We start from the raw sequence: 18,190 nt of genomic DNA, 5'->3' as shown, positions 1-18,190 counted from the left end.
GACGCCGGCGAGGCGCAAAGAGCTTCGGCCGTCGAGTGAAACCCGGCTGTCCGCGCCTCACGAGGTCCGTAATCCGGGTTCCGTGCCGCACAGGGACTACCCTAGGCGGGCGTCCGTAATCCGTACCCGACCGCGCGTTCCGTCCCACTCGGTCTCGTACTCGAGGTCGAGTCGTCGTTCCATGTGCGGGCCGTCGATCACCAGCGTCTCGAACTCGCCGCCTTCGCCCAGCACGTGGACGCCGTATTCCTCGTGTAGCGCCTCGAGATCGGCCAGCGCCTCGCGGTCGATCGTCCGGCCCAGCCAGGAGTCGTCGAGGCCGTGTGCCGCGACCTGAATGATCTCGATCTCGAAGCCGGCCGTCAACATCGCGTCGGCGAGTTCCCGGGGATCTTCCTGCCACAGGGGTGCAAACAGGTCACAGCCGAGCCGGTCGCACATACCCTCGATGCGGTTCGTCTGGTACTCGCTTTCGACCGCGCCCGCAGTGACGCCCGCGATCCCGCCCTCGAGCCGTCGGTCGAGGGATTCGAGCGCGGCCTCGAGCGGCTCGAGTTCGTCGTCACCCTGTGTCGACGAATCGGCTGCCGCCTCCGCCTCGAGATCGCCGGGGTCGACCTCGACCAGTTCGATCCCGATACTCTCGGCGGCCAGCGCCGCCAGATCCGTCGCCGGAACGTGATACATGTAGGAGTCGCCCGTCGGATGGACGGTAACGAGCCGTCGCACGTCGAGTCCCTCCTCCAGCGCCCGGTACAGCGCCCACGCGGAGTCTTTCCCGCCTGAAAAGAGACTCACCCACGCGCCGTCTGCGTCGCTCATAGTGTGAGCAGGGCGTACGGGAGTAAATGCGTGACGAGTTCGCGCTCATCGGGTCGACTCCGACGGTGCCGTGTCGGACTCGAGCGGCGACGTCGACTCGTGGGTTCCGTCCGCGTCGTCGCGCTCCGGAGTCGAATCGCTCGAGCGATTACCGCTCGTCTCCGGGCCGCCGTCAGTGATCTCCGATTCCGGTCCGGAGCCGCTTTCCTCCCCGCCGTCGACTGGCTCCGTGTCGTCTCCCGTCGTGGCGACCGTCGCCGCGATCCGTGCGCCGACGAGACTGATCACGATCGCGCTGACGACGTACAACGCCAGCCGTTCACCAGTGGCCACGGTAATCCCCTCGGTCGGAAGTGGCCCGAGGACGCGTGTCGGAACCACCAGCGGGTCGATCACGCCCTGTTGCTCGAGGAAATACGCGGCGAACCCGCGGATCACCAGCCCGACCGCGACGACGATAAACGGCAGGTTGAGATAGGAGCTTCGAACCGGGTCCTCGCCGATCGCTTCGTCGAGCAGTCGGCCGGCGCTGGCGGTGAGCGCGGCCATCGCGAACCAGGGGACGCTGTTGAACACGAACTGCATCGTCGGGATCACCACGCCCGCGGGGTCGTCGAGGTTCGAGACGCCGAGCCCACCGGCAAAGAGACCGACCAGCGTGAGGCCGGCGGCGACGACGTAGGTGACGACAGAAACCTGTCCCGAGTACAGCGACTCGCGGGTCCGGCGGGCGAGTCCGGTGACGATCTCGTCGATGCTGAACCCCTTGTAGAGCAAGAACAACCCGATGACGGTCGTAATCGCGGCCGCACCTTCCGCGGCCCCGATACGCATCGCGAGAATCGGAAAGACCAGCAGCGTCAGGCCGAGCGGTACCAGAACCGTCTGTCGAAGCTCCTCGTCGGCGAGGAACTGTTTGAGGAGGTAGTACGTCGATTCGATGTCGCGGGCCTGTCGAACGACGACGCGATCGACCGAATCGACCCGCACGCGACTCTCGACGATAGGGACCAGCCGTTCGTCCTCGGCGCTGTCGATGACGACGATCGCCGACTCCGGATCGTGCTCCGCAATGAGATCGTCCAGCTGTCGAGCGACCGCCCTGTCGGCCGAGACCATCGACTCACGGTCGCCGGAGACGACCGCGACGACGGCTTCCTCGTTCTCGTCGCGGAGGTCCTGTGCGACCCGCAGCCCCTCGAGCAGCGTATTGACGCCCGAGTCCTCGGGATCCGCGAGCCCGACGTCGGTCACGAGCGCGCGAACTGCCTCCCAGCCGACGACGGGCGACTGCAGTCCGGTCTTTCGACCGACGTCGTCGGTCCGGTCGAGACAGACGACCAGCGTTGTCACGGTATCCGTTCGATCCCGTACAACGATAAAACCACTTACTCTCTCGGAAACGGCGGCAGACGGAGGACGACCGGCTCAGTCGTTCCCCGTGATACAGTCGGCGACCCGTTGGCGGTCGAACAACTGTTCGTCCCCGGGGATCTCGGGGTACGGTCCGGTCGTATACGTCGGCCACTCGCCGAATCGATCGGGATACAGTTGTTTCGCCGTCATCTCGAGCTGGAAGAGGTTCAGTATCGGTCCCTGATAGCGTGCGCCCTGTGGGTATACGCGTCCGTTCTGGACCGCGGATAGCTCCCGGGCCACGGCGTGGTCTTCGAGCCGAGTACGGATGTCGACCATGTCCGTCTCCGGATGCAGCCCTCCGAGGACGAAGATGACGTCCGGATCGGCGTCCAGTAGCCGCTCGAAGTCGATGACGGCACCCGACTTGACGTCGTCACCGAGCGCACCGACCGGCCCGAGCGGGCGCGTGTGTGCCGTCAGGAATCCGGGGTTAGAGAGCGTGTACGCGTAGATAGTGTCGAGGTCGCTCAGCCCGAGCATCACCGCCGTCGGTCGCGCTTCGACCGCCGGCAACTCCGCGTCGAACCACTCGAGTAGTCGCTCGCGGATCGCCGCCAGCGTCCGGTAGCGATCTTGCTCCCGGAACACGCGCGCAACACGTTCGAACAGTTCCCACAGTGAGTAGTACCGGTAGTCGTCGGCCCACCCGGACGGTGGCGTCTCGTGTCTGTCGCTGAACTTGTTCCCGAACCACGGCCCGAGGTACTGACCGACCTCCTCGAGGTCGGACTCGGACCAGCCGTCAAGGGCGGCGACACTGGCCGGATCAGCCAGATGGACGTCGCTGTCCAGTTCGTAGAGTTGTTCCTTGCTCACCTCCCACGAGGGTTCGCAGTCGCTCCAGTCGAGGGTCACCCCGTCGAGACGCGGCGTAAACTGGTTCCAGAGCGCGTCGTAGTACCCCGGGGCGTGCATTGCGTTGACCTGTTCACCGCGGCCGAGCGCGAACGCCATCCCGGCGTGGTGGGTGAGCCGCGTGAACACGCTCTCGGGGACGGAATCGAACTCGACCTCACCCATCGGGGCCATCGAAACCGTGTACGAGCCACCGGTGCCGGTCGTCGCCCCGTCGTCCGCGGAGCCGTTCGGCTCGGCGATACAGCCGGCGAGTAACCCCCCGCCGACGACCGTTCCGCCGCCTTTGAGATAGTCGCGTCTCGTCGGCACTGCCTGGTGTACAGCGTTGCTAGCCATGGTTTTAGGCTGGCCTAAATCAATATACCGTTTTCGCATCGTTCCGGATCGAGCCCCAAGCGGCGTCAACTCCGCAACCGGAAACCGCGGTCTTGCCCGAGACCGGCGATGCCGGCCCCGAACGCGTACGCCACCCGCTGGGCACCCGCACCGACGCGGGACATCAGCGGCCGCTGGGGCTCGAACTCCTCGACGGTCACCGCATCGGTCTCGAGGCGGTCGGCCAGTTCGTCCTCGAGTTCACGACGGGTGCCGAGTTCATCGACGAGGCCCATCTCGTGGGCCTGCTCGCCGAGGTAGATCCGGGCTTCGGTGTCGCGAACGAACTCCGTTTCCAGATCGCGGCCGTCACTGACCCGCTCGACGAACGTCTCGTAGTAATCGTCGATCAACCCCTGGAGGTACTCCCGTTCGTCCTCCTCGAGTTCCTTCAGCGGCGTGCCGGCGTCCTTGTACTCGCCCGCGGCGAACCGTTCGTAGGAGAGGCCGACCTTCTCGGCGAGTTCGCTCGCGTTCACCCGCGAGCCGATGACGCCGATGGAACCGACGATGCTCCCCTCTCGAGCCCAGAGTTCGTCACAGCCGCTTGCGATCCAGTAGCCTCCACTCGCACAGACGTCGGTCGTGTACGCGATCGTCGGGCCGTCGAACCGCTCGGCGGCCAGCCGGATGTCGTCGCTCGGGACGACCTCGCCGCCGGGCGTGTTCAGTTTCAACAACAGCGCGTCGACGCTGTCGTCCGCGTCGGCGCGGTCGATCTCGTCGACGATGTCGTCGGCCGGCGTCGCGCGCGGACTCGAGGGAAGCGGACCGCCGCTGCCGTCGCGAGTGATCGGCCCTTCGACGGCGACTTCAGCGACGTCGTAGCCGGGAAACAACGACGTTGCGACGGTGCCGGCGATCTTCAGCCCGACGAGCGCCGCACCCAGCGCGAACACGACGCCGAACAGATCCGTCAGGGTCTCCGGATAGACGACAAACACCGCGACGCCAGCGATCACGACCGCGGCGACGGCCAGCGTCCCAACTGCGAGTCGACCGATACCGTCCTTACTGACCACGACAACCACCTCGATTCATGCCGGAGTCTGAGGGTGCCGACCTGTTAATCGTTGTCGTCGCGGCGACGGAGGCTGGAACGACGAAAACACGAAAACGGGCCCACCTTCGCAATCGACGAAGCAACGGCTCTCGAGTCGCGGCTCGGGGCCGGACGTCGGCGAACGCGCGGTCGAAAAACGAACGTGGGACGAATCGAGAGGACGACCGCGTTAGAGCAGCCCCGTCTTCTGGAGCTTCATCAGGTCCTCGGTGTCGAGGGTTTCGCCTTCCTTGAACTTCTGATAGATCTCTTCGGCCTCCTCTTTGGCCTCCTCTTTCTTCTTGTCCCGCTCGGACTTGCGCTCCTCTTCTTCCTTCTTGTCCAGTTCGCGCAGGCGCTTCTGGACGCGGACGAAGTCCTCGTGGTGTCGGTCGGCGGCCTCCTGGGCCTCGACGAACTTCTCGTGCATCTCGTCGGCCTCGTCACGGATGTCGTCGGCCTCGCGGTAGGCCTCGATCATCTGGTTGTGGTGTTCCTGGGCCTTGTCCGCAAGCTCCGTGACCTTCTGGTGGTGTTTGGACGCTTCCGAGCGGACCTCTTCAGCTTCCTCGACGAGCTCTTCCAGATCCTCGTTCTGTTCGAGCTTTTCCTTTCGCTCCTCGTACTCCTCGCGTTTGGACTCGATCTTCTCGATGAGCTCTTTTTCCTCCTCGCTCGAGAGGACCTCGGTCTGCTGTTTGAACTCGAGTTCCTCGATCTCCTCCTCGAGTTCCTCGAGGTCCTTGCCCTCGTTGAGCTCCATGTCCGACTTGAGCTTCTCGACTTTGTCGAACAGCTCGTTGGCCTCGGCGTTGAGCTCGTTGCGGCTTTCCTTGTGCTCTTGGACCTTCTCGTTGAGCTCGTCGCGCTTCTCGCGGTGTTCTTGGGCTTCGTCGACTTTCTCTCGCGTTTTCGCGTTGAGATCGTCGCGTTTCGAGGCCCGCTCGGAGGCCATCTGGTTCAGCTCGTTTCGCCGGTCTCGCAGCTGCCCGGCCATCTTGATGAGCTGTCCTTTCGATTTGTTTTCTAGGTCGTCCTCTGTCAGTTCGATGTTTTTCGATTCGTCTACCATGTGTTAGTCAAACCTCTGTGCCATACCCGCACCGGGGAGACGGGACGCCGTCCGAAGGACGTCCGAAACCGGACGATCACGTCGTTGGCGACCCGTATAAAGCGTCCGCTCACGATCTGCGAAACCTCGGTGAATAAGATTTCCTGTCATCGATCGTCGAGCGATACGCGCCCCGGTGGCGTTCTGGTACCCGTAACTACCGGTGCCTGTAATTTAAATGTACCGGTCCGTAACTCCCTGAAAACAGTTAGCAGGGGCCTCGTCGTGCGTGCTGGAGAGTCCCGCGTGGGTCGGCGAATCCCTATAAAGGATAGCGGTTACGGGCCGATCGATCCCCGGCGGTCACGGCGAGCACGACGCGAGATGCTTCCGGTGGCACGTCGGCGACGCCGGCGTCGGCCGTCGAAAGCGGATCGACGTCGACGGTCGTTTCGCCGGCCGCGTCACCGGCCTGCCAAGTAACGGTCGCTTCGAGCGCCTCGCGAGTATCGTTACAGAGCGTGATACCGACGGAACCGGTCGTCGGCGGCCCGTCGAGAACCGCTTGAAGGGGCTCGAGGGAATCGGCGATCGCTGGATACGCGGGTAGCGGTTCCCCGTCGGCCGTCACCACGCCCATGCCGCCGCCCGGGGACGGGTCACGCAACGTCGCAGCGACGAAGACGCCACAGCGTCGCCGGCGAAGCGTCTCCGCGATCGTCTTCACCGCGGTCGCCTGTGAGGACCGAGACGATTCGTCGTCCGAGCGACGATCGAGAAGCGCCGCGTCGAGTCCGGGGACATCGGACGGCTCGGCGTCGGCCGTTACCGAGCCGACGCCGACGGCACTGACGATCTCGCCGAGGGACGGATACGCCTCGAGCAGCCACGCGAGGTCGTCGGACTCGAGGTACTGCCAGCCGGGCGCGAGGCGAGCGGCGTCCGGATCGGTTCCCGGCGGGCCGACGACCGGGACCACGGGGAGATCCGCGGGGAGTGCCTCGGCGATGGCTGGGGTCGACCCGTGATCGGCCGCGGTCCGCCACGCGCGGTATCGGAACGCGAGTTTCGCGAGGACGCCGCTCCCGAGCGGTTCCGCGAACGGATCCGTCGGGTGCTCCCGGAGGCTACACATCGTCAGACTCGGATGGGGACCGTACGTCCGCGCGAGGTCCCCCGCCAGTTCGCGCCCGCGCTCGGCCCCGAGGTCGTCGGTCGCGGGAAAATCCTGCCAGACGAGTAGCCCGGCTTCGTCACAGGCTGTGTAGAACGCCGACGATGGCGCGTGCGCACGAGCGCGAACGAACGTCGCGTTCGCCTCCCGTGCCCGCCTGACGTCCGCGCGTGGCTCCCCGCCGGGGAGTCGCGCGAACCCGCGGGCGCGAACGCGAGTCCCGTTGACCACGAACCCGTCGGCGTCGCGCTCGATCCGACGAAAGCCAAGCGTCCGGTCGACGGTATCCTCACCGAGGGTCGCCCGCAGCGTGTATCGGTGCTGGGGGCCGTACCCTCGCGGCCACCACAACGACGGATCGCGCACCTCGAGCGTTCGCGAAACCGTCGTTCGTTCGGCCCCTGCAGTCGTTACCGAAACGCGCTCCATCGTGGCACCGCCCCCGGCCCCCTCCGGGCGAAGCGAGAGCGTGATCGCGTCGTCGATCGCCGCGCCGGCATCGACGTCGATCGAGACCTCGACCGTCGCGCCGCCCCCCTCGAGCGTGTCGGCAGGGTGCCCGTTTGCCGCCGCGTCGAGTCGCGGCCGACCCTCGAGCCGACGCAGGAACGTTCGCGGTCGTGATTCGACGTCGATGCGCAACCGCCCGCCGGGGACGGCCAGTCGTGACGGGATCCCCTCCGGTGTAGAGCTGTCCGGCCGCACGTCAACCGACGCGGAACTCGCCGGTGGTTCGCATACGACGAGCAGTTCGTTCTCCGACCGTCCATCGAGGGCGGCGTCGATCGTCACGAGCGCCGGGGCAACGTACTGCTCCCGCTCGCCGAGGTTCGTGCCGTTGACCCAGATCGTCGCCCGACCACCGATCCCGCGAAGCGAGAGGAGTGCCCGATCGGTTCCGTCGGAACGAGGGTCCTCGAACGTCGTCCGGTACGCGATCGCTCCCGCGTCCGCCCGATCGCCCGCAAGCGCCGGCCACGACCCGGCCCCGTCGACGGGGAGCCACTCGTCGACGATCGGGCGGCCGTCGGCCCGCCGGTCCTCGACGACACCGCCGGTCAACTCGTCAGTCATTACCACGGAGAGTGGGCGCGGGGCTGAAAACGGTTCCGACGGTTCGAACCGTTAGAAAAGGTTCTCGAGCCGGTCGTCGACGAGCTGTTCGGCCGGATCGGTCCGGTCCTGTTCTTGCTCCCGGTTTGCCTCGCGAGCACGCTCCATGAACTCGTCGATCCGGGCCGACCGTTCGGCACCGCCGAGCAACACGAGGGCACCGAGTCGATCGCTGTCCAGCGGGAAGTCCCCGCCGCGGACCTGCATGCTGCCGGTTTCGTCCTCGAGCCATCGCCGCGCCTTCTCGACGCCTTTGCGGGGGATCTTGTCGGGCTCGCCGGCGATGACGAGCAGCGCCGAATCGGCCGTCGTCGCGTCCGGGAGGCTGGTCCCCGTAAGCAACGCCTGCCTCGAGACGGTCATCGCGGTCCGGACGTTCTCGCTGCTGTCGTCGCTTGCGGCCTCGCTTGCGTACCCGAGTGCGGCGATACCGCCCGCACGCAGGGTGTTGATGATCTCCGAGGAGTCGACGACGCTCTCGCCGACGCCTTCGACGGCCTCGCCCGCGGCAAACAGCAGGCCGACCCGCTGGGCGATCCGTTCGTTGATCGTCTCGAACGCGCCTTCGACGCTCTCGCCCTGTTCGTGCCAGGCGTCGTTGTCGACCAGCAGGGTCGAGTCGGCCTCGCGAACGATCGTTTTCAGCGAACGGCCGGCGTTGGCCTGATAAAGCGATCCCTCGTTCCGACCCGGAAGAATGCCGAGCGCGTAGACGGGGACGTCGTAAACCTGCTGGAGGTGATGGACGAGGACGGGTGCGCCGCCGGACCCGGTGCCGCCGCCGAGGCCCGCCACCACGAAGATCGCCTCGGCGCTCGAGGTGACGCGGCCGTCAAGGGATCCCAGCACCTGCTGGATGTCCGATTGCATGATCTCGGTACCGAGTTCGTTGTCGCCGCCGACGCCGTGACCGTTCACGCGGTCCGCGCCGATCAACTGCGTGTCGACGAACTGGAGGGACTGGAGGTCGGGTTTCGCGGAGTTGACGGCCAGTGCACCACGAACGGCCTCGAATCCCATCTCCGCGTCGAACCGGGCGAGCCGTTCCGTGACTTTCCCACCGGCCTGACCGACTCCGATCAGGGCTACCTTCATAGACACTCCATGTGAGGGGGGCGTGTTGAACGTTGCGATGCAACGGTAATGACAGCCAGATGAACTGACTTCCACGGGACACACGTCAGCAACCCGGGTTCGCTGACGGGTCGATCAGTGCATCGAGTACCGGGGACGGGTCGTCGGGAGACGCCTGTGGCGACGAGACCGACAATGACAACGCACTTGTGGCCGACCGCTGTCACTCCGGGTATGTTCCACGAGCAACGGACCACGGTCCCCGAGTCGCCGGACGAACTGCTGGCGGAGTACGAGTCCGACCTCGCGGCCCTCGTCGAGCGCCACGGTCTCGAGCACGTCGTCGACGCGACCGACGTCGACCGGGACGCGCTCGAGGCGCTTCTCGAGGGCGATGCCGCCGATCTGGATCTCGAGGAGGCAGCCCGGATTCAGGCGCTCGAGGACGGCGTCCGGGAGCCGGAGACTGTCGTGACGATGGCGTGTGAACACCTGCTGATGGGAATGTCGTCGGCGGTGCTCGACGTCGATGCGGTCCAGAGCGAACTCGAAATCGAGCTGGACGCAAAAGAGATCCAACAGAAGATCGAACGCCGTGCGCCGATGTCGTTCGCGGAGTACGCCCACATCCAGCACGTGATCGTGTCGAACATGCCCTGACGGCGGTACGCGGGACCGGCCGTCCGAAGCCGCGAAACCACTGTGGTTCAACGGTCGCGGAACCTGTCGGCTCGAGCGGTGGCGTTATGTCTCCCCCGCGACGAGTTTCGGTATGCGAGTCGCAATTCTGGGCTGTGGCTACGTCGGTCTGGAGCTGGGCGAACAGCTGACGGCCCGCGGACACGACGCGATCGGCGTTCGACGGTCCGAATCCGGCATCGAGCGGATCGAAGACGCGGGATTCGACGCCGTCCGTGCCGACGTAACCGACGGCGACGCGCTCGCGGCCGTTCCGGACGTCGACGCGATCGTGTTCGCCGCCAGCAGCGGCGGGCGAGGGGCAGAGGCCGCCCGGACGGTGTACGTCGACGGACTCCGTGCGGTCATCGAACACTTCGGCGAGCGAGAGCAGCCGCCCGAACGCCTGCTCTATACCTCTTCGACGGGCGTTCACGGCGACCACGACGGCGACTGGGTCGACGAGTCGACGCCGATCGAACCGACGACGGCGAAGACGGAGGTGCTCGCGTCGGCCGAACGGCTCGCACTCGATCTCCCGCCGGCATACGGCTTCGACGGCACGGTCGCACGCTACGCCGGCCTGTACGGTCCCGATCGGTATCGCCTCGAGCGCTATCTCGAGGGGCCGGTCACCGAGGGCTATCTGAACATGGTCCACCGCGACGACGCTGCCGGAGCCGTCGGCTACCTCCTCGCGGAGGATCTCGCCCGCGGCGAGGTCGTCCAGGTCGTCGACGACGAACCGGTCTCGAAGTGGGAGTTCGCCGACTGGCTCGCCGACGAGTGTGGCCTCGAGCGACCGCCCAAGCGGACGAAAGCCGAACGGCTCGCGGACGACGATCTCTCGGAACCGGCCCGTCGCCGGCTTCGGACGAGCAAGCGCTGTTCCAACGAGAAGCTCCGTGAACTCGGGTACGAGTTCGCGTATCCGACGTTCCGGGAGGGGTACCGCGACGCCGTCGAGTCGCATCGGTGACCGACCGACGACGCCGCCGAACCCGGCGGAAATTTCATGGGGATTCGATTTGAGTGTGTGGTATGAGCTACCGGAGCACCTCGGACAGCCGCGCGTTCGCCGAGGCGGACGTGCTGGCGGTCGAGCCGGTCGTGGACTCGATACGGTCGCTCGATCCGCTGGTCCTTTCCCTGCTCGTTCTCGGTCTCGTCGGCCTCGTCCTCGGTGGTTGGTGGATCGTCCGCTGGTTCCGGCGTCCGCCGGGCGTGCGTCTCCAGCGGGTGCTCCGGGAGTACGACGAAGTTGCGGTCCTCATGCATCCCAACCCCGATCCGGACGCGATGTCGTGTGCGATGGGCATCGGGGCGATCGCGGCGTCGGTCGATACCGACGCGACGTTGCAGTTCGCCGGCGAGATCCGCCATCAGGAAAACCGGGCGTTCCGGACCGTACTCGACATCGACCTCGAGAGCGTCGACTCGAATTCGGAGCTCGCCGCCGACCCGGTCGTGCTGGTCGATCACAACACGCCGCGCGGGTTTACCGGCGCACAGACGGTCGAACCGGTCGCAGTGGTCGATCACCATCCGGGCAACGGGACGGGAACGGCGTTTACCGACGTTCGGACGGCCTACGGCGCGGCGTCGACGATCGTCGTCGAGTATCTCGACGAGATCGGTGCGTCGCGTGACGGGACGGACGGGGCGACCGATCTCGAGCTTTCGGCGGAGCTCGCGACCGGGTTGCTCTACGGCATCCAGTCGGATACGAACCACCTCACGAACGGCTGCTCAAAAGCCGAGTTCGATGCCTGTGCGTACCTCTTTCCGGCGATCGACGAGGACCTGCTCGACCGGATCGCGAACCCACAGGTCAGCGACGACGTGTTACGGGTCAAAGCCACCGCGATCACCGAAAAGCGGATCGAGGGTCCCTTCGCGGTCTGTGACGTCGGCGAGATCACGAACATCGACGCGATCCCGCAGGCGGCGGACGAACTCATGCACCTCGAGGGCGTTACAGCGGTGGTCGTCTACGGAGAGTACGACGGGACGATCCACCTCTCGGGGCGATCGAGGGACGACCGCGTCCACATGGGCGAGGCGCTTCGCCACGCGGTCGACGACATTCCGATGGCCAACGCCGGCGGCCACGCGCGAATGGGCGGGGGACAGGTTTCGGTCGATCACATGAACGGAATCGGGCCGTCCGACGGGATCAGCAGGCCGGAGTTCGAGGACCGCCTGTTCGCGGCGCTGGCCGGCGAGCGGTAGCCGCAAAAGAGACGACACCGGTAACTGCCGTTGGACATTGGTGCCGCCGGCGAAGCGCCGACTCGGTCCGTGACCGGCGTCGACTATCGGATCTCTTTCCACTCGGAGTCGCAATCCGGACAGATCCGGACGGTTTTGATATCGTCCGGATCGTTCTCGGTCTTCAGCGGCTTCTCGCACTCGCCACAGACGAGTCGATCGTACGTATCCTTGTCGAGTTCGCCGTCACGTAGTGCCTTCCGGACTGATTTCATGTTCACCCTTTAGGAAGGTAGGGGAGAAAAAGACCGGGGCTTTCTCCGAACTCGAGGGGGCCGGTCGCTTCGAACACAGCCCGCCCGGAAAAATCCAAAACCGCACCGGGTTAGTCCGGCGGGAACGCTATCGTCCGGAGTCGTGGCCGTTTTACCGGTTCGGCCGAACAATCCACCGATGGAGTACGTCCAGGAGCGGATCGCGACGCTCCACGATCTCGGCGGATCGGGGAGTACGAGGACCACTGCCGCCGACCGGGATCTCGACGGCCCCGTCGACGAGACGGCCGTCGTCGTGCCGATGACCGGCCGTGAACACGGAAGTCCCGCCGCCGAGCGCGTCCTCTCGGAACTCGAGACGCTCGATCCGCCGCCAGCCGCGGTTTTCGTTCCGGTCCGTGCACCACCGGATCGGATCGGTCCGTTCCGCGAGTGGATCGAGTCGTTCGCGCTGCCGAGTCGCATCCTCTGGTGTAACGCGCCCGACGTCGAGAACCTGCTGGGGGACGCCGGACTGGCAACCGGCTTCGGCAAGGGGCGGGACGTGTGGCTCGCCGTTGGTCCCGCCGCCGACGCAGCCGAATACGTCGTCGTTCACGACGCGGACGCACGAAGCTACGAGGCCGCCCACGTCCGTCGGTTGCTCGCACCGCTGTCGATGGATGCCGGCTTCGAGTTCTCGAAGGGCTACTACGCCCGCGTCGAGCAGGGGCAGCTCTACGGTCGCCTGTTTCGCCTGTTCTATCGGCCCCTGATCCGAGCGCTCGCGGCCGACCACGACGAGCCGATCCTCGACTACCTCGGGGCGTTCCGGTACGCGCTGGCCGGCGAGTTCGCGATGACCGGCGCGCTCGCGCGTCGACTCCGAACGCCCCGCGCGTGGGGGCTCGAGGTCGGCACCCTCGGCGATGCCTTCCAGTACGCCGGGTTCGCCGGCAGCGCACAGGTCGACCTCGGCCGGCACGTCCACGATCACCGCGCGGTAGCCGGCGAGGCGGGACTCGAGGGGATGAGCCGGGAAGTCGCCGCGGCGCTCCTGCGGGTGCTCGAAGAGGGCGGCGTCGAACCGGCCTACGAGACGCTGCCGGATCGGTACCGCGCCGCCGGCGAGCGGCTGCTCGAGCAGTACCGCGCCGACGCGTCGTTCAACGGCCTCGAGTACGATCGGGCGAGCGAGCGCGCACAGCTCGAACGCTACGCCGAATCGATCGCCCCGCCCGGTCCCGACCGACGGCTCCCGCGCTGGATCGACGCGCCGTTCGGACCGGCCGACGTCCTCGAGGCGGCACGACCATGGCGCGAGCACCGTGTCGATCCGAGTGCGGGGGACTGACGGTCGTGTTCCCCACCCGCGGCGTCGCTCGTAGTCTTTATCAGCAAACCACCCGTTGGACCGGGTATGGATCCGACCGCCGACGAAGTAGCCGGGATCGTCGATCTCTTCGGCGGGTTGACGCGCTCGGAACTCGAGCGTGCACTCGAGGAAGCCGCCTTCCGCGCGGGCGGCGAGACCGTCGACGCGACCGCGCTCGAAGGGACGATCGAGGGCGCACTCGAGTCGTTCGCGCTCGTCCGGTACGAGCGCGACGATCCCGGCTCGGAACCGCTGCTGGTCGCCGGCCCGACGGCGTTTCCGACGGTTCCGGAACACGCGGCGGACGTCCCCCACATTCTCGACGTCGACCGGCGGCGACTGGACCGGGACGCGCTCGGCGAGGCGGTGTCCGATCGGTTTACCGACGCCGTCAGCGACGCCGTCGAGGCCGGCGACGACCAGCGCCGCCGCCAGTTGCTCGAGGTGAGCTACGATCTGGAGGCGTGGGCACCGCTGGATCTCACCGCACAACGACGCCGACTGGAGGAGACGCTGGAGTGACATGGGCCGGACGACACTGAACCTCGATCCGATCGCAGCACACGCCCCCGTCGAGATCGACGACCAGGAACACGACGCGGCCGTCCTCGCGCCGGTCATCGATCGCGACGGCGAGGACCACCTGCTGTTTACCAGGCGGGCCGACCACCTCGGCGAACACCCCGGCCAGATGAGTTTCCCCGGCGGCGGGGCCGAACCGGTCGACGAGACGATCCTCGAGACCGCACTCCGCGAGGCAAACGAGGAGATCGGCCTCGCGTCCGCGGAGACGGAAGTCGTCGGCCAACTCGACGACATCCGAACGGTTACCGAGTACGCGGTCACGCCCTTCGTCGCACGGGTCCCCGATCGGGAATACGTACGCGACGGCCACGAGGTCGCCGAGATCGTCGTCCTCCCGCTGTCCGAGCTGCTCGATCCGGCCAACTACGAGCACGAACGCCGGGAGCACCCCTACTACGGCGATATCGTCATCCACTACTTTCACGTCGACGGCTACACCGTCTGGGGGGCGACCGGCCGGATTCTGGTGCAGTTGCTCGAGTTGGCGACCGATTTCGAGGCCCCCGAACGGATCGACCGATCGCAGCTGTAGTACTGCCGACAGATACGCCCGCAGGGGTGTCAAGCGTCAGGTTTTTGCATCCGGCTCGCCCAGCACGCCCATGGTCGCACAGACGATGGATCGAGTTCCGCACGGGCTGTAGAACGACGTCTTTTACCGTTGTGTGGGGTGAGATCGGATGTTAGCAACGAGTACCGTAGCTCGCGCTGGCCTCGACGCGGTCGCGCTCAAACCGACCGAGTGTGACGTCTCGACGGCCGCGTCGATACCAGTCGAAACGATCGCGATCGATTACGAGGGCCGCGAGCACGTTCCGACCCACGAGACCCTCGAGACCCTCGCCGGGGACGCCGACGTCCTCGTGACGACGCCGGTCCGGGCCGACGGCTTCGACCCGCTCGGGGACGATTCGATCGTGACGGACCTACCGGACGCCGTCGGGCGCGTCCTCGTGGCGGGTCATCCCGCGTACCTCACGGACGAGGAGCGCGACCGAGCCGTCGCGCCGCGATTGGGCGCGGCTCTCGAGACCGATTCCGACGCCTGGGTCGGGACCGAAAGCGTCGAACGAATCGCCATGGCGACGGGCGCGACCCAGTACGATCTGCTCTCGCGGACGACGCCACGGGAGTTGCGGGCGCTCCGATCGGCCGGCTTTACCGGCGACGTCGCGGTGTACGCGCCGACGGTCCTGACCGACGACGACGACGCCATCCTCGATGCAGTCGGGGACTACGTCTCGCGCCGGCGGCCCGTCTCGAAGGCGCTCCCCGAGGATGCCGCCGTTGACGCGACCGCTACCGGGCGCGCACGCGAAGTGCTGCTCAAGGCGGCCGACGACTACGCGCTCGTGGGCACCGAAGCCGAGATCCGCGAGCAGACCGACACGCTGCGCGAGGCCGGCGCGACGACCGTCGTCGGCTACCCCGCGCGCGGCCTCGAGCCGTTTTGCGAGTAGTCCGCGTCGCCGACCGCGGGCCGGCGTTGACCCTCGCGATCCGCGCCCGGTTTCTTCAAGGAACGATGTCCGACAGTATAAGTCACTCCACGCGCCAGAGGAAGGCATGACGTTGCTCGCCGAACAGACGACGACGGCCGCAGCCGACGCGCTCGGGACGGCCGACGTCGCGGTGATACCGACGGGGAGTACCGAACAGCACGGGCCGGCGCTGCCGCTCGGAATGGACCACATGGCCGCCGAGGCGTTCGCCCGGACGGCGACCGACCGCGATGACGCGGTCGTCCTCCCGACGATTCCGGTCGGCGTCAGCGCCCACCACCGACAGTTCGACGGGACGCTGTACGTCTCCGCGGACACGTTCGAACGCTACGTCGAGGAGACGCTCTCGAGTCTCGCCGAACACGGCGTTCGCAAAGCCGTCGTCGTCAACGGACATGGCGGGAACTCGGGCGCACTACGACGGGCCGCCCGGACGCTGCGCGACGAGCGGACAGCGTTCGCGCCGCCGTGGAACTGGTGGGACAGCGTCGACGACCTCGGAGCCGACCTGTTCGACGAGGAAGGCGGCCACGCCGACGCGATGGAGTCGAGCCTGCTGTGGTACCTCCGCGAGGACCTCGTCCGGCCGGCGGCACTCGAGACCGCCGAAGCCGGCGCGAGCGAGTCCTGGGGGGAGTCGATTCACGGGGCGGCCCTCGGGTTCGATACGATCGATTTCTCCGAGAGCGGCGCGGTCGGTCGGCCGACTCAGGCCGACCCGGAGAAAGGCGAACGGCTGTTCGAGGCCGCCCGCGACCAGCTTCACGCGCTGCTGGACTGGCTGGTCGAACGACCGCTCGAGGACTGCTGGTCGCGTGATCACCGATGACGGGCGACGACGATCCCGAACTCGCCGTGGGCGCGGACGCGTTCGTTCAACAGGGGGCCGGGCTCGAGGTCGCGGTCGTCGGCGCGGGAGCCGTCGGCGCGACGGCCGCCTACGACCTGGCACGGGAGGGTGCGGACGTAACGCTGTACGACCGCGGGCAGGTCGCAAGCGGCTCGAGCGGCCGGGCGGCGGGAATCTGTTACGACGCCTTCGCTGACCCGCTGGACGCCGAGATCGCCGGCGAGGCGATCGAACGGTTCCGGGCGTTCTCGGGCGACGATACGTTCCCGTTCGTCGAGTGCCCCTACGTCTGGCTCGCCCGCGAGGGCGACACGGAACGAGCCGATGCGATCCGCGAGCAGATCGAACGGATGCAGGAAAACGGCGTGGTCGCCCTCGAGTTGGACGCCGACGCGCTCGCGGACCGGTTCCCGGCGCTTCGAACGGACGACGTCGCCGTCGCCGGTATCGCCGGCGCGGCCGGGTACACCGATCCCGCCCAGTACACCGCCTGTCTCGCCGCCGCGGCGACCGGGGCTGGCGCGACTCTCGAGTCCGAGACGCCGGTCGGCGTACGGGCCGACCCCGCTCGGATCGTCCTCGAGGACGGCACCGAACGGGAGGTCGACGCCGTCCTCGTCGCCGCCGGCGCGCACACGAAGCAACTGCTCGCGGACGCCGGAATCCCGATCGCGATGAAACCCTATCGGGTGCAAGCGCTCGTCGCGAGCGGCGACCTCGCGGAGCCGACCTGTTACGACGCGACCGGCGAGTTCTATCTCCGGCCACACCCCGAAGGGCTCCTCGCGGGCGACGGTACCGAAGAGATCGAAGCCGACCCGGACGACTACGACCGGGCGGCCGATCCAGACTTCGCGGACGACCTCCTCGAGCGCGTTCGCCGTCGGCTGCCCGACGTCGAGCTGGAACTCGAGCGCGCCTGGGCCGGCCTCTGTACCTCGACGCCCGACCGGGACCCGCTCGTCGGTCAGCTACAGAACGGACTCTACGTCGCGACCGGCTTCCAGGGACACGGGTTTATGCGCGCGCCCGCGATCGGCCGGCGAGTTGCCGAGGACATCCTCGGCGGGGACAGCATCGAGGACTTCGATCCAACGCGGTTCGACGGCGACGAGGAGTTCGAAGTCGTCGAGGGAATGGCGGTGGATTTCGAGAACTGATCAGTTATCGACGGTGAGTTCTTCGGGTTCGGATTCGGACCCGGCGGGTTCCTCGATGGCTTCGCCTTCGTCGATCTCGGGTTCGTCGGCGTCGTCGTCGATAGCCCGTCCTTTCGGTATTTCGATGCGCAGCGTGCCGGTTTCGGTCAGCGTCGCCGTCCCCGCGTCGGGATCGACGACGGCGTCGGCGGGTAACTCGGCCTCCCCGTCGAGTTCCATCCCGCGACCCGGAAACCGTATCTCGTACCCCTCGCGGTACTTCCGGAATCGGTCGATACGGATCCTGACGGTGCCGGCGAGATACCGAACCTGCACGTCGTCCGGTTCGGCCCCGGGCGCGTCGAAAACGACGAGATAGGAGTCGGGAGCCTCGAGGACGTCCACCGGAATCGATCGGTGGTTCTGTATATGTCCGTTCGCCCGCCCGACCTGACGGTAGAGCGCGTTGCCGACCGACGTTTTGAATTCGTTGAAACTCACTCACGGTCACCTCCGGTGGAGGCCTCGCTCACCGGAAACGCCGACGGGATGGGGACCTGGCAGTGCGCGTTGGACATGTCCGGGTGCATCGCTACGAGTGCCCTGTTCTTATTGATTTTGATCGTTCCAAAATAAATGTCTGACGACACACCGGCGTCGACTCTGCG

Annotated in this window: 18 protein-coding genes; 9 read left to right on the top strand and 9 right to left on the bottom strand. The window is 66.8% G+C overall.

All coding sequences use genetic code 11. The annotated features are described in order from the left end of the window. Nucleotides 1-96: 96 nt before the first annotated feature. From TX80_RS09305 to TX80_RS09275, 7 genes are all read right to left on the bottom strand, one after another. The gene (locus TX80_RS09305) at nt 97-822 is read right to left on the bottom strand and encodes a diphthine--ammonia ligase (RefSeq protein ID WP_049922827.1); all 726 of its coding nucleotides are present in this window, start codon (nt 820-822) and stop codon (nt 97-99) included. 45 nt (nt 823-867) lie between these two features. Beyond that, nucleotides 868-2,175, bottom strand: a complete 1,308-nt coding sequence (locus tag TX80_RS09300) for a DUF373 family protein (RefSeq protein WP_049922826.1) — start codon at nt 2,173-2,175, stop codon at nt 868-870. 75 nt (nt 2,176-2,250) lie between these two features. Beyond that, nucleotides 2,251-3,435 (bottom strand): ABC transporter substrate-binding protein, encoded by a 1,185-nt coding sequence (locus tag TX80_RS09295; RefSeq protein WP_049922825.1) that lies wholly within the window; start codon nt 3,433-3,435, stop codon nt 2,251-2,253. Nucleotides 3,436-3,500: 65 nt separating this feature from the next. After that, the gene (gene sppA, locus TX80_RS09290) at nt 3,501-4,496 is read right to left on the bottom strand and encodes a signal peptide peptidase SppA (protein ID WP_049922824.1); all 996 of its coding nucleotides are present in this window, start codon (nt 4,494-4,496) and stop codon (nt 3,501-3,503) included. A gap of 210 nt (nt 4,497-4,706) precedes the next feature. Further along, on the bottom strand, nt 4,707-5,588 hold the full coding sequence (locus TX80_RS09285) for a coiled-coil protein (protein ID WP_049922823.1): 882 nt from the start codon (nt 5,586-5,588) through the stop codon (nt 4,707-4,709). A 301-nt stretch (nt 5,589-5,889) separates the two neighbouring features. After that, nucleotides 5,890-7,815: a glycoside hydrolase family 2 gene (locus TX80_RS09280; RefSeq protein ID WP_049922822.1), complete on the bottom strand. Its 1,926-nt coding sequence runs from the start codon at nt 7,813-7,815 to the stop codon at nt 5,890-5,892. A 51-nt stretch (nt 7,816-7,866) separates the two neighbouring features. Further along, on the bottom strand, nt 7,867-8,949 hold the full coding sequence (locus TX80_RS09275; RefSeq protein ID WP_049922821.1) for a tubulin/FtsZ family protein: 1,083 nt from the start codon (nt 8,947-8,949) through the stop codon (nt 7,867-7,869). Between the two features lie 213 nt (nt 8,950-9,162). On the opposite strand from TX80_RS09275, the gene TX80_RS09270 reads away from it, so the two are divergent. The 3 genes from TX80_RS09270 to TX80_RS09260 all read left to right on the top strand — a co-directional run bounded on the left by TX80_RS09270 (nt 9,163) and on the right by TX80_RS09260 (nt 11,838). Beyond that, a complete protein-coding gene (locus TX80_RS09270) occupies nt 9,163-9,588 on the top strand; it encodes a DUF5791 family protein (protein ID WP_049922820.1) in 426 nt (141 codons plus the stop codon). Nucleotides 9,589-9,700: 112 nt separating this feature from the next. Next, nucleotides 9,701-10,585 (top strand): SDR family oxidoreductase, encoded by an 885-nt coding sequence (locus TX80_RS09265; RefSeq protein WP_049922819.1) that lies wholly within the window; start codon nt 9,701-9,703, stop codon nt 10,583-10,585. A gap of 62 nt (nt 10,586-10,647) precedes the next feature. Beyond that, nucleotides 10,648-11,838, top strand: coding sequence for a DHH family phosphoesterase (locus TX80_RS09260; protein ID WP_049922818.1), 1,191 nt, complete (start codon nt 10,648-10,650; stop codon nt 11,836-11,838). Between the two features lie 83 nt (nt 11,839-11,921). Here TX80_RS09260 and TX80_RS19395 read toward each other — a convergent pair whose 3' ends face one another. Further along, entirely contained in the window at nt 11,922-12,092 is a 171-nt protein-coding gene (locus tag TX80_RS19395; protein WP_195893061.1) for an HVO_0758 family zinc finger protein, read from the bottom strand. A gap of 178 nt (nt 12,093-12,270) precedes the next feature. Between TX80_RS19395 and TX80_RS09255 the strand changes: the two genes are divergently transcribed. The 6 genes from TX80_RS09255 (at nt 12,271) to TX80_RS09230 (ending at nt 17,543) form a co-directional block, all read left to right on the top strand. Then, entirely contained in the window at nt 12,271-13,425 is a 1,155-nt protein-coding gene (locus tag TX80_RS09255) for a glycosyl transferase family 2 (RefSeq protein WP_049922817.1), read from the top strand. A gap of 66 nt (nt 13,426-13,491) precedes the next feature. Beyond that, nucleotides 13,492-13,968, top strand: a complete 477-nt coding sequence (locus TX80_RS09250) for a DUF7109 family protein (protein ID WP_049922816.1) — start codon at nt 13,492-13,494, stop codon at nt 13,966-13,968. Between the two features lies 1 nt (nt 13,969). Next, nucleotides 13,970-14,563, top strand: a complete 594-nt coding sequence (locus TX80_RS09245; RefSeq protein WP_049922815.1) for an NUDIX hydrolase — start codon at nt 13,970-13,972, stop codon at nt 14,561-14,563. A 148-nt stretch (nt 14,564-14,711) separates the two neighbouring features. Next, nucleotides 14,712-15,491, top strand: a complete 780-nt coding sequence (locus TX80_RS09240) for a DUF7388 family protein (protein WP_049922814.1) — start codon at nt 14,712-14,714, stop codon at nt 15,489-15,491. 106 nt (nt 15,492-15,597) lie between these two features. After that, on the top strand, nt 15,598-16,362 hold the full coding sequence (locus TX80_RS09235; protein WP_049922813.1) for a creatininase family protein: 765 nt from the start codon (nt 15,598-15,600) through the stop codon (nt 16,360-16,362). Next, nucleotides 16,359-17,543: an NAD(P)/FAD-dependent oxidoreductase gene (locus TX80_RS09230; protein WP_049922812.1), complete on the top strand. Its 1,185-nt coding sequence runs from the start codon at nt 16,359-16,361 to the stop codon at nt 17,541-17,543. The genes TX80_RS09235 and TX80_RS09230 overlap by 4 nt, the downstream gene beginning before the upstream one ends. Here TX80_RS09230 and TX80_RS09225 read toward each other — a convergent pair whose 3' ends face one another. Then, nucleotides 17,544-18,023, bottom strand: coding sequence for an Hsp20/alpha crystallin family protein (locus TX80_RS09225; RefSeq protein ID WP_049922811.1), 480 nt, complete (start codon nt 18,021-18,023; stop codon nt 17,544-17,546). Between the last annotated feature and the right edge of the window lie 167 nt (nt 18,024-18,190).

This window comes from Halopiger djelfimassiliensis, assembly GCF_000455365.1.
GTDB classification, from domain to species: domain Archaea; phylum Halobacteriota; class Halobacteria; order Halobacteriales; family Natrialbaceae; genus Halopiger_B; species Halopiger_B djelfimassiliensis.
Note: the sequence above shows the minus strand (reverse complement) of the source record. Positions and strands in the feature narration are given on the sequence as shown.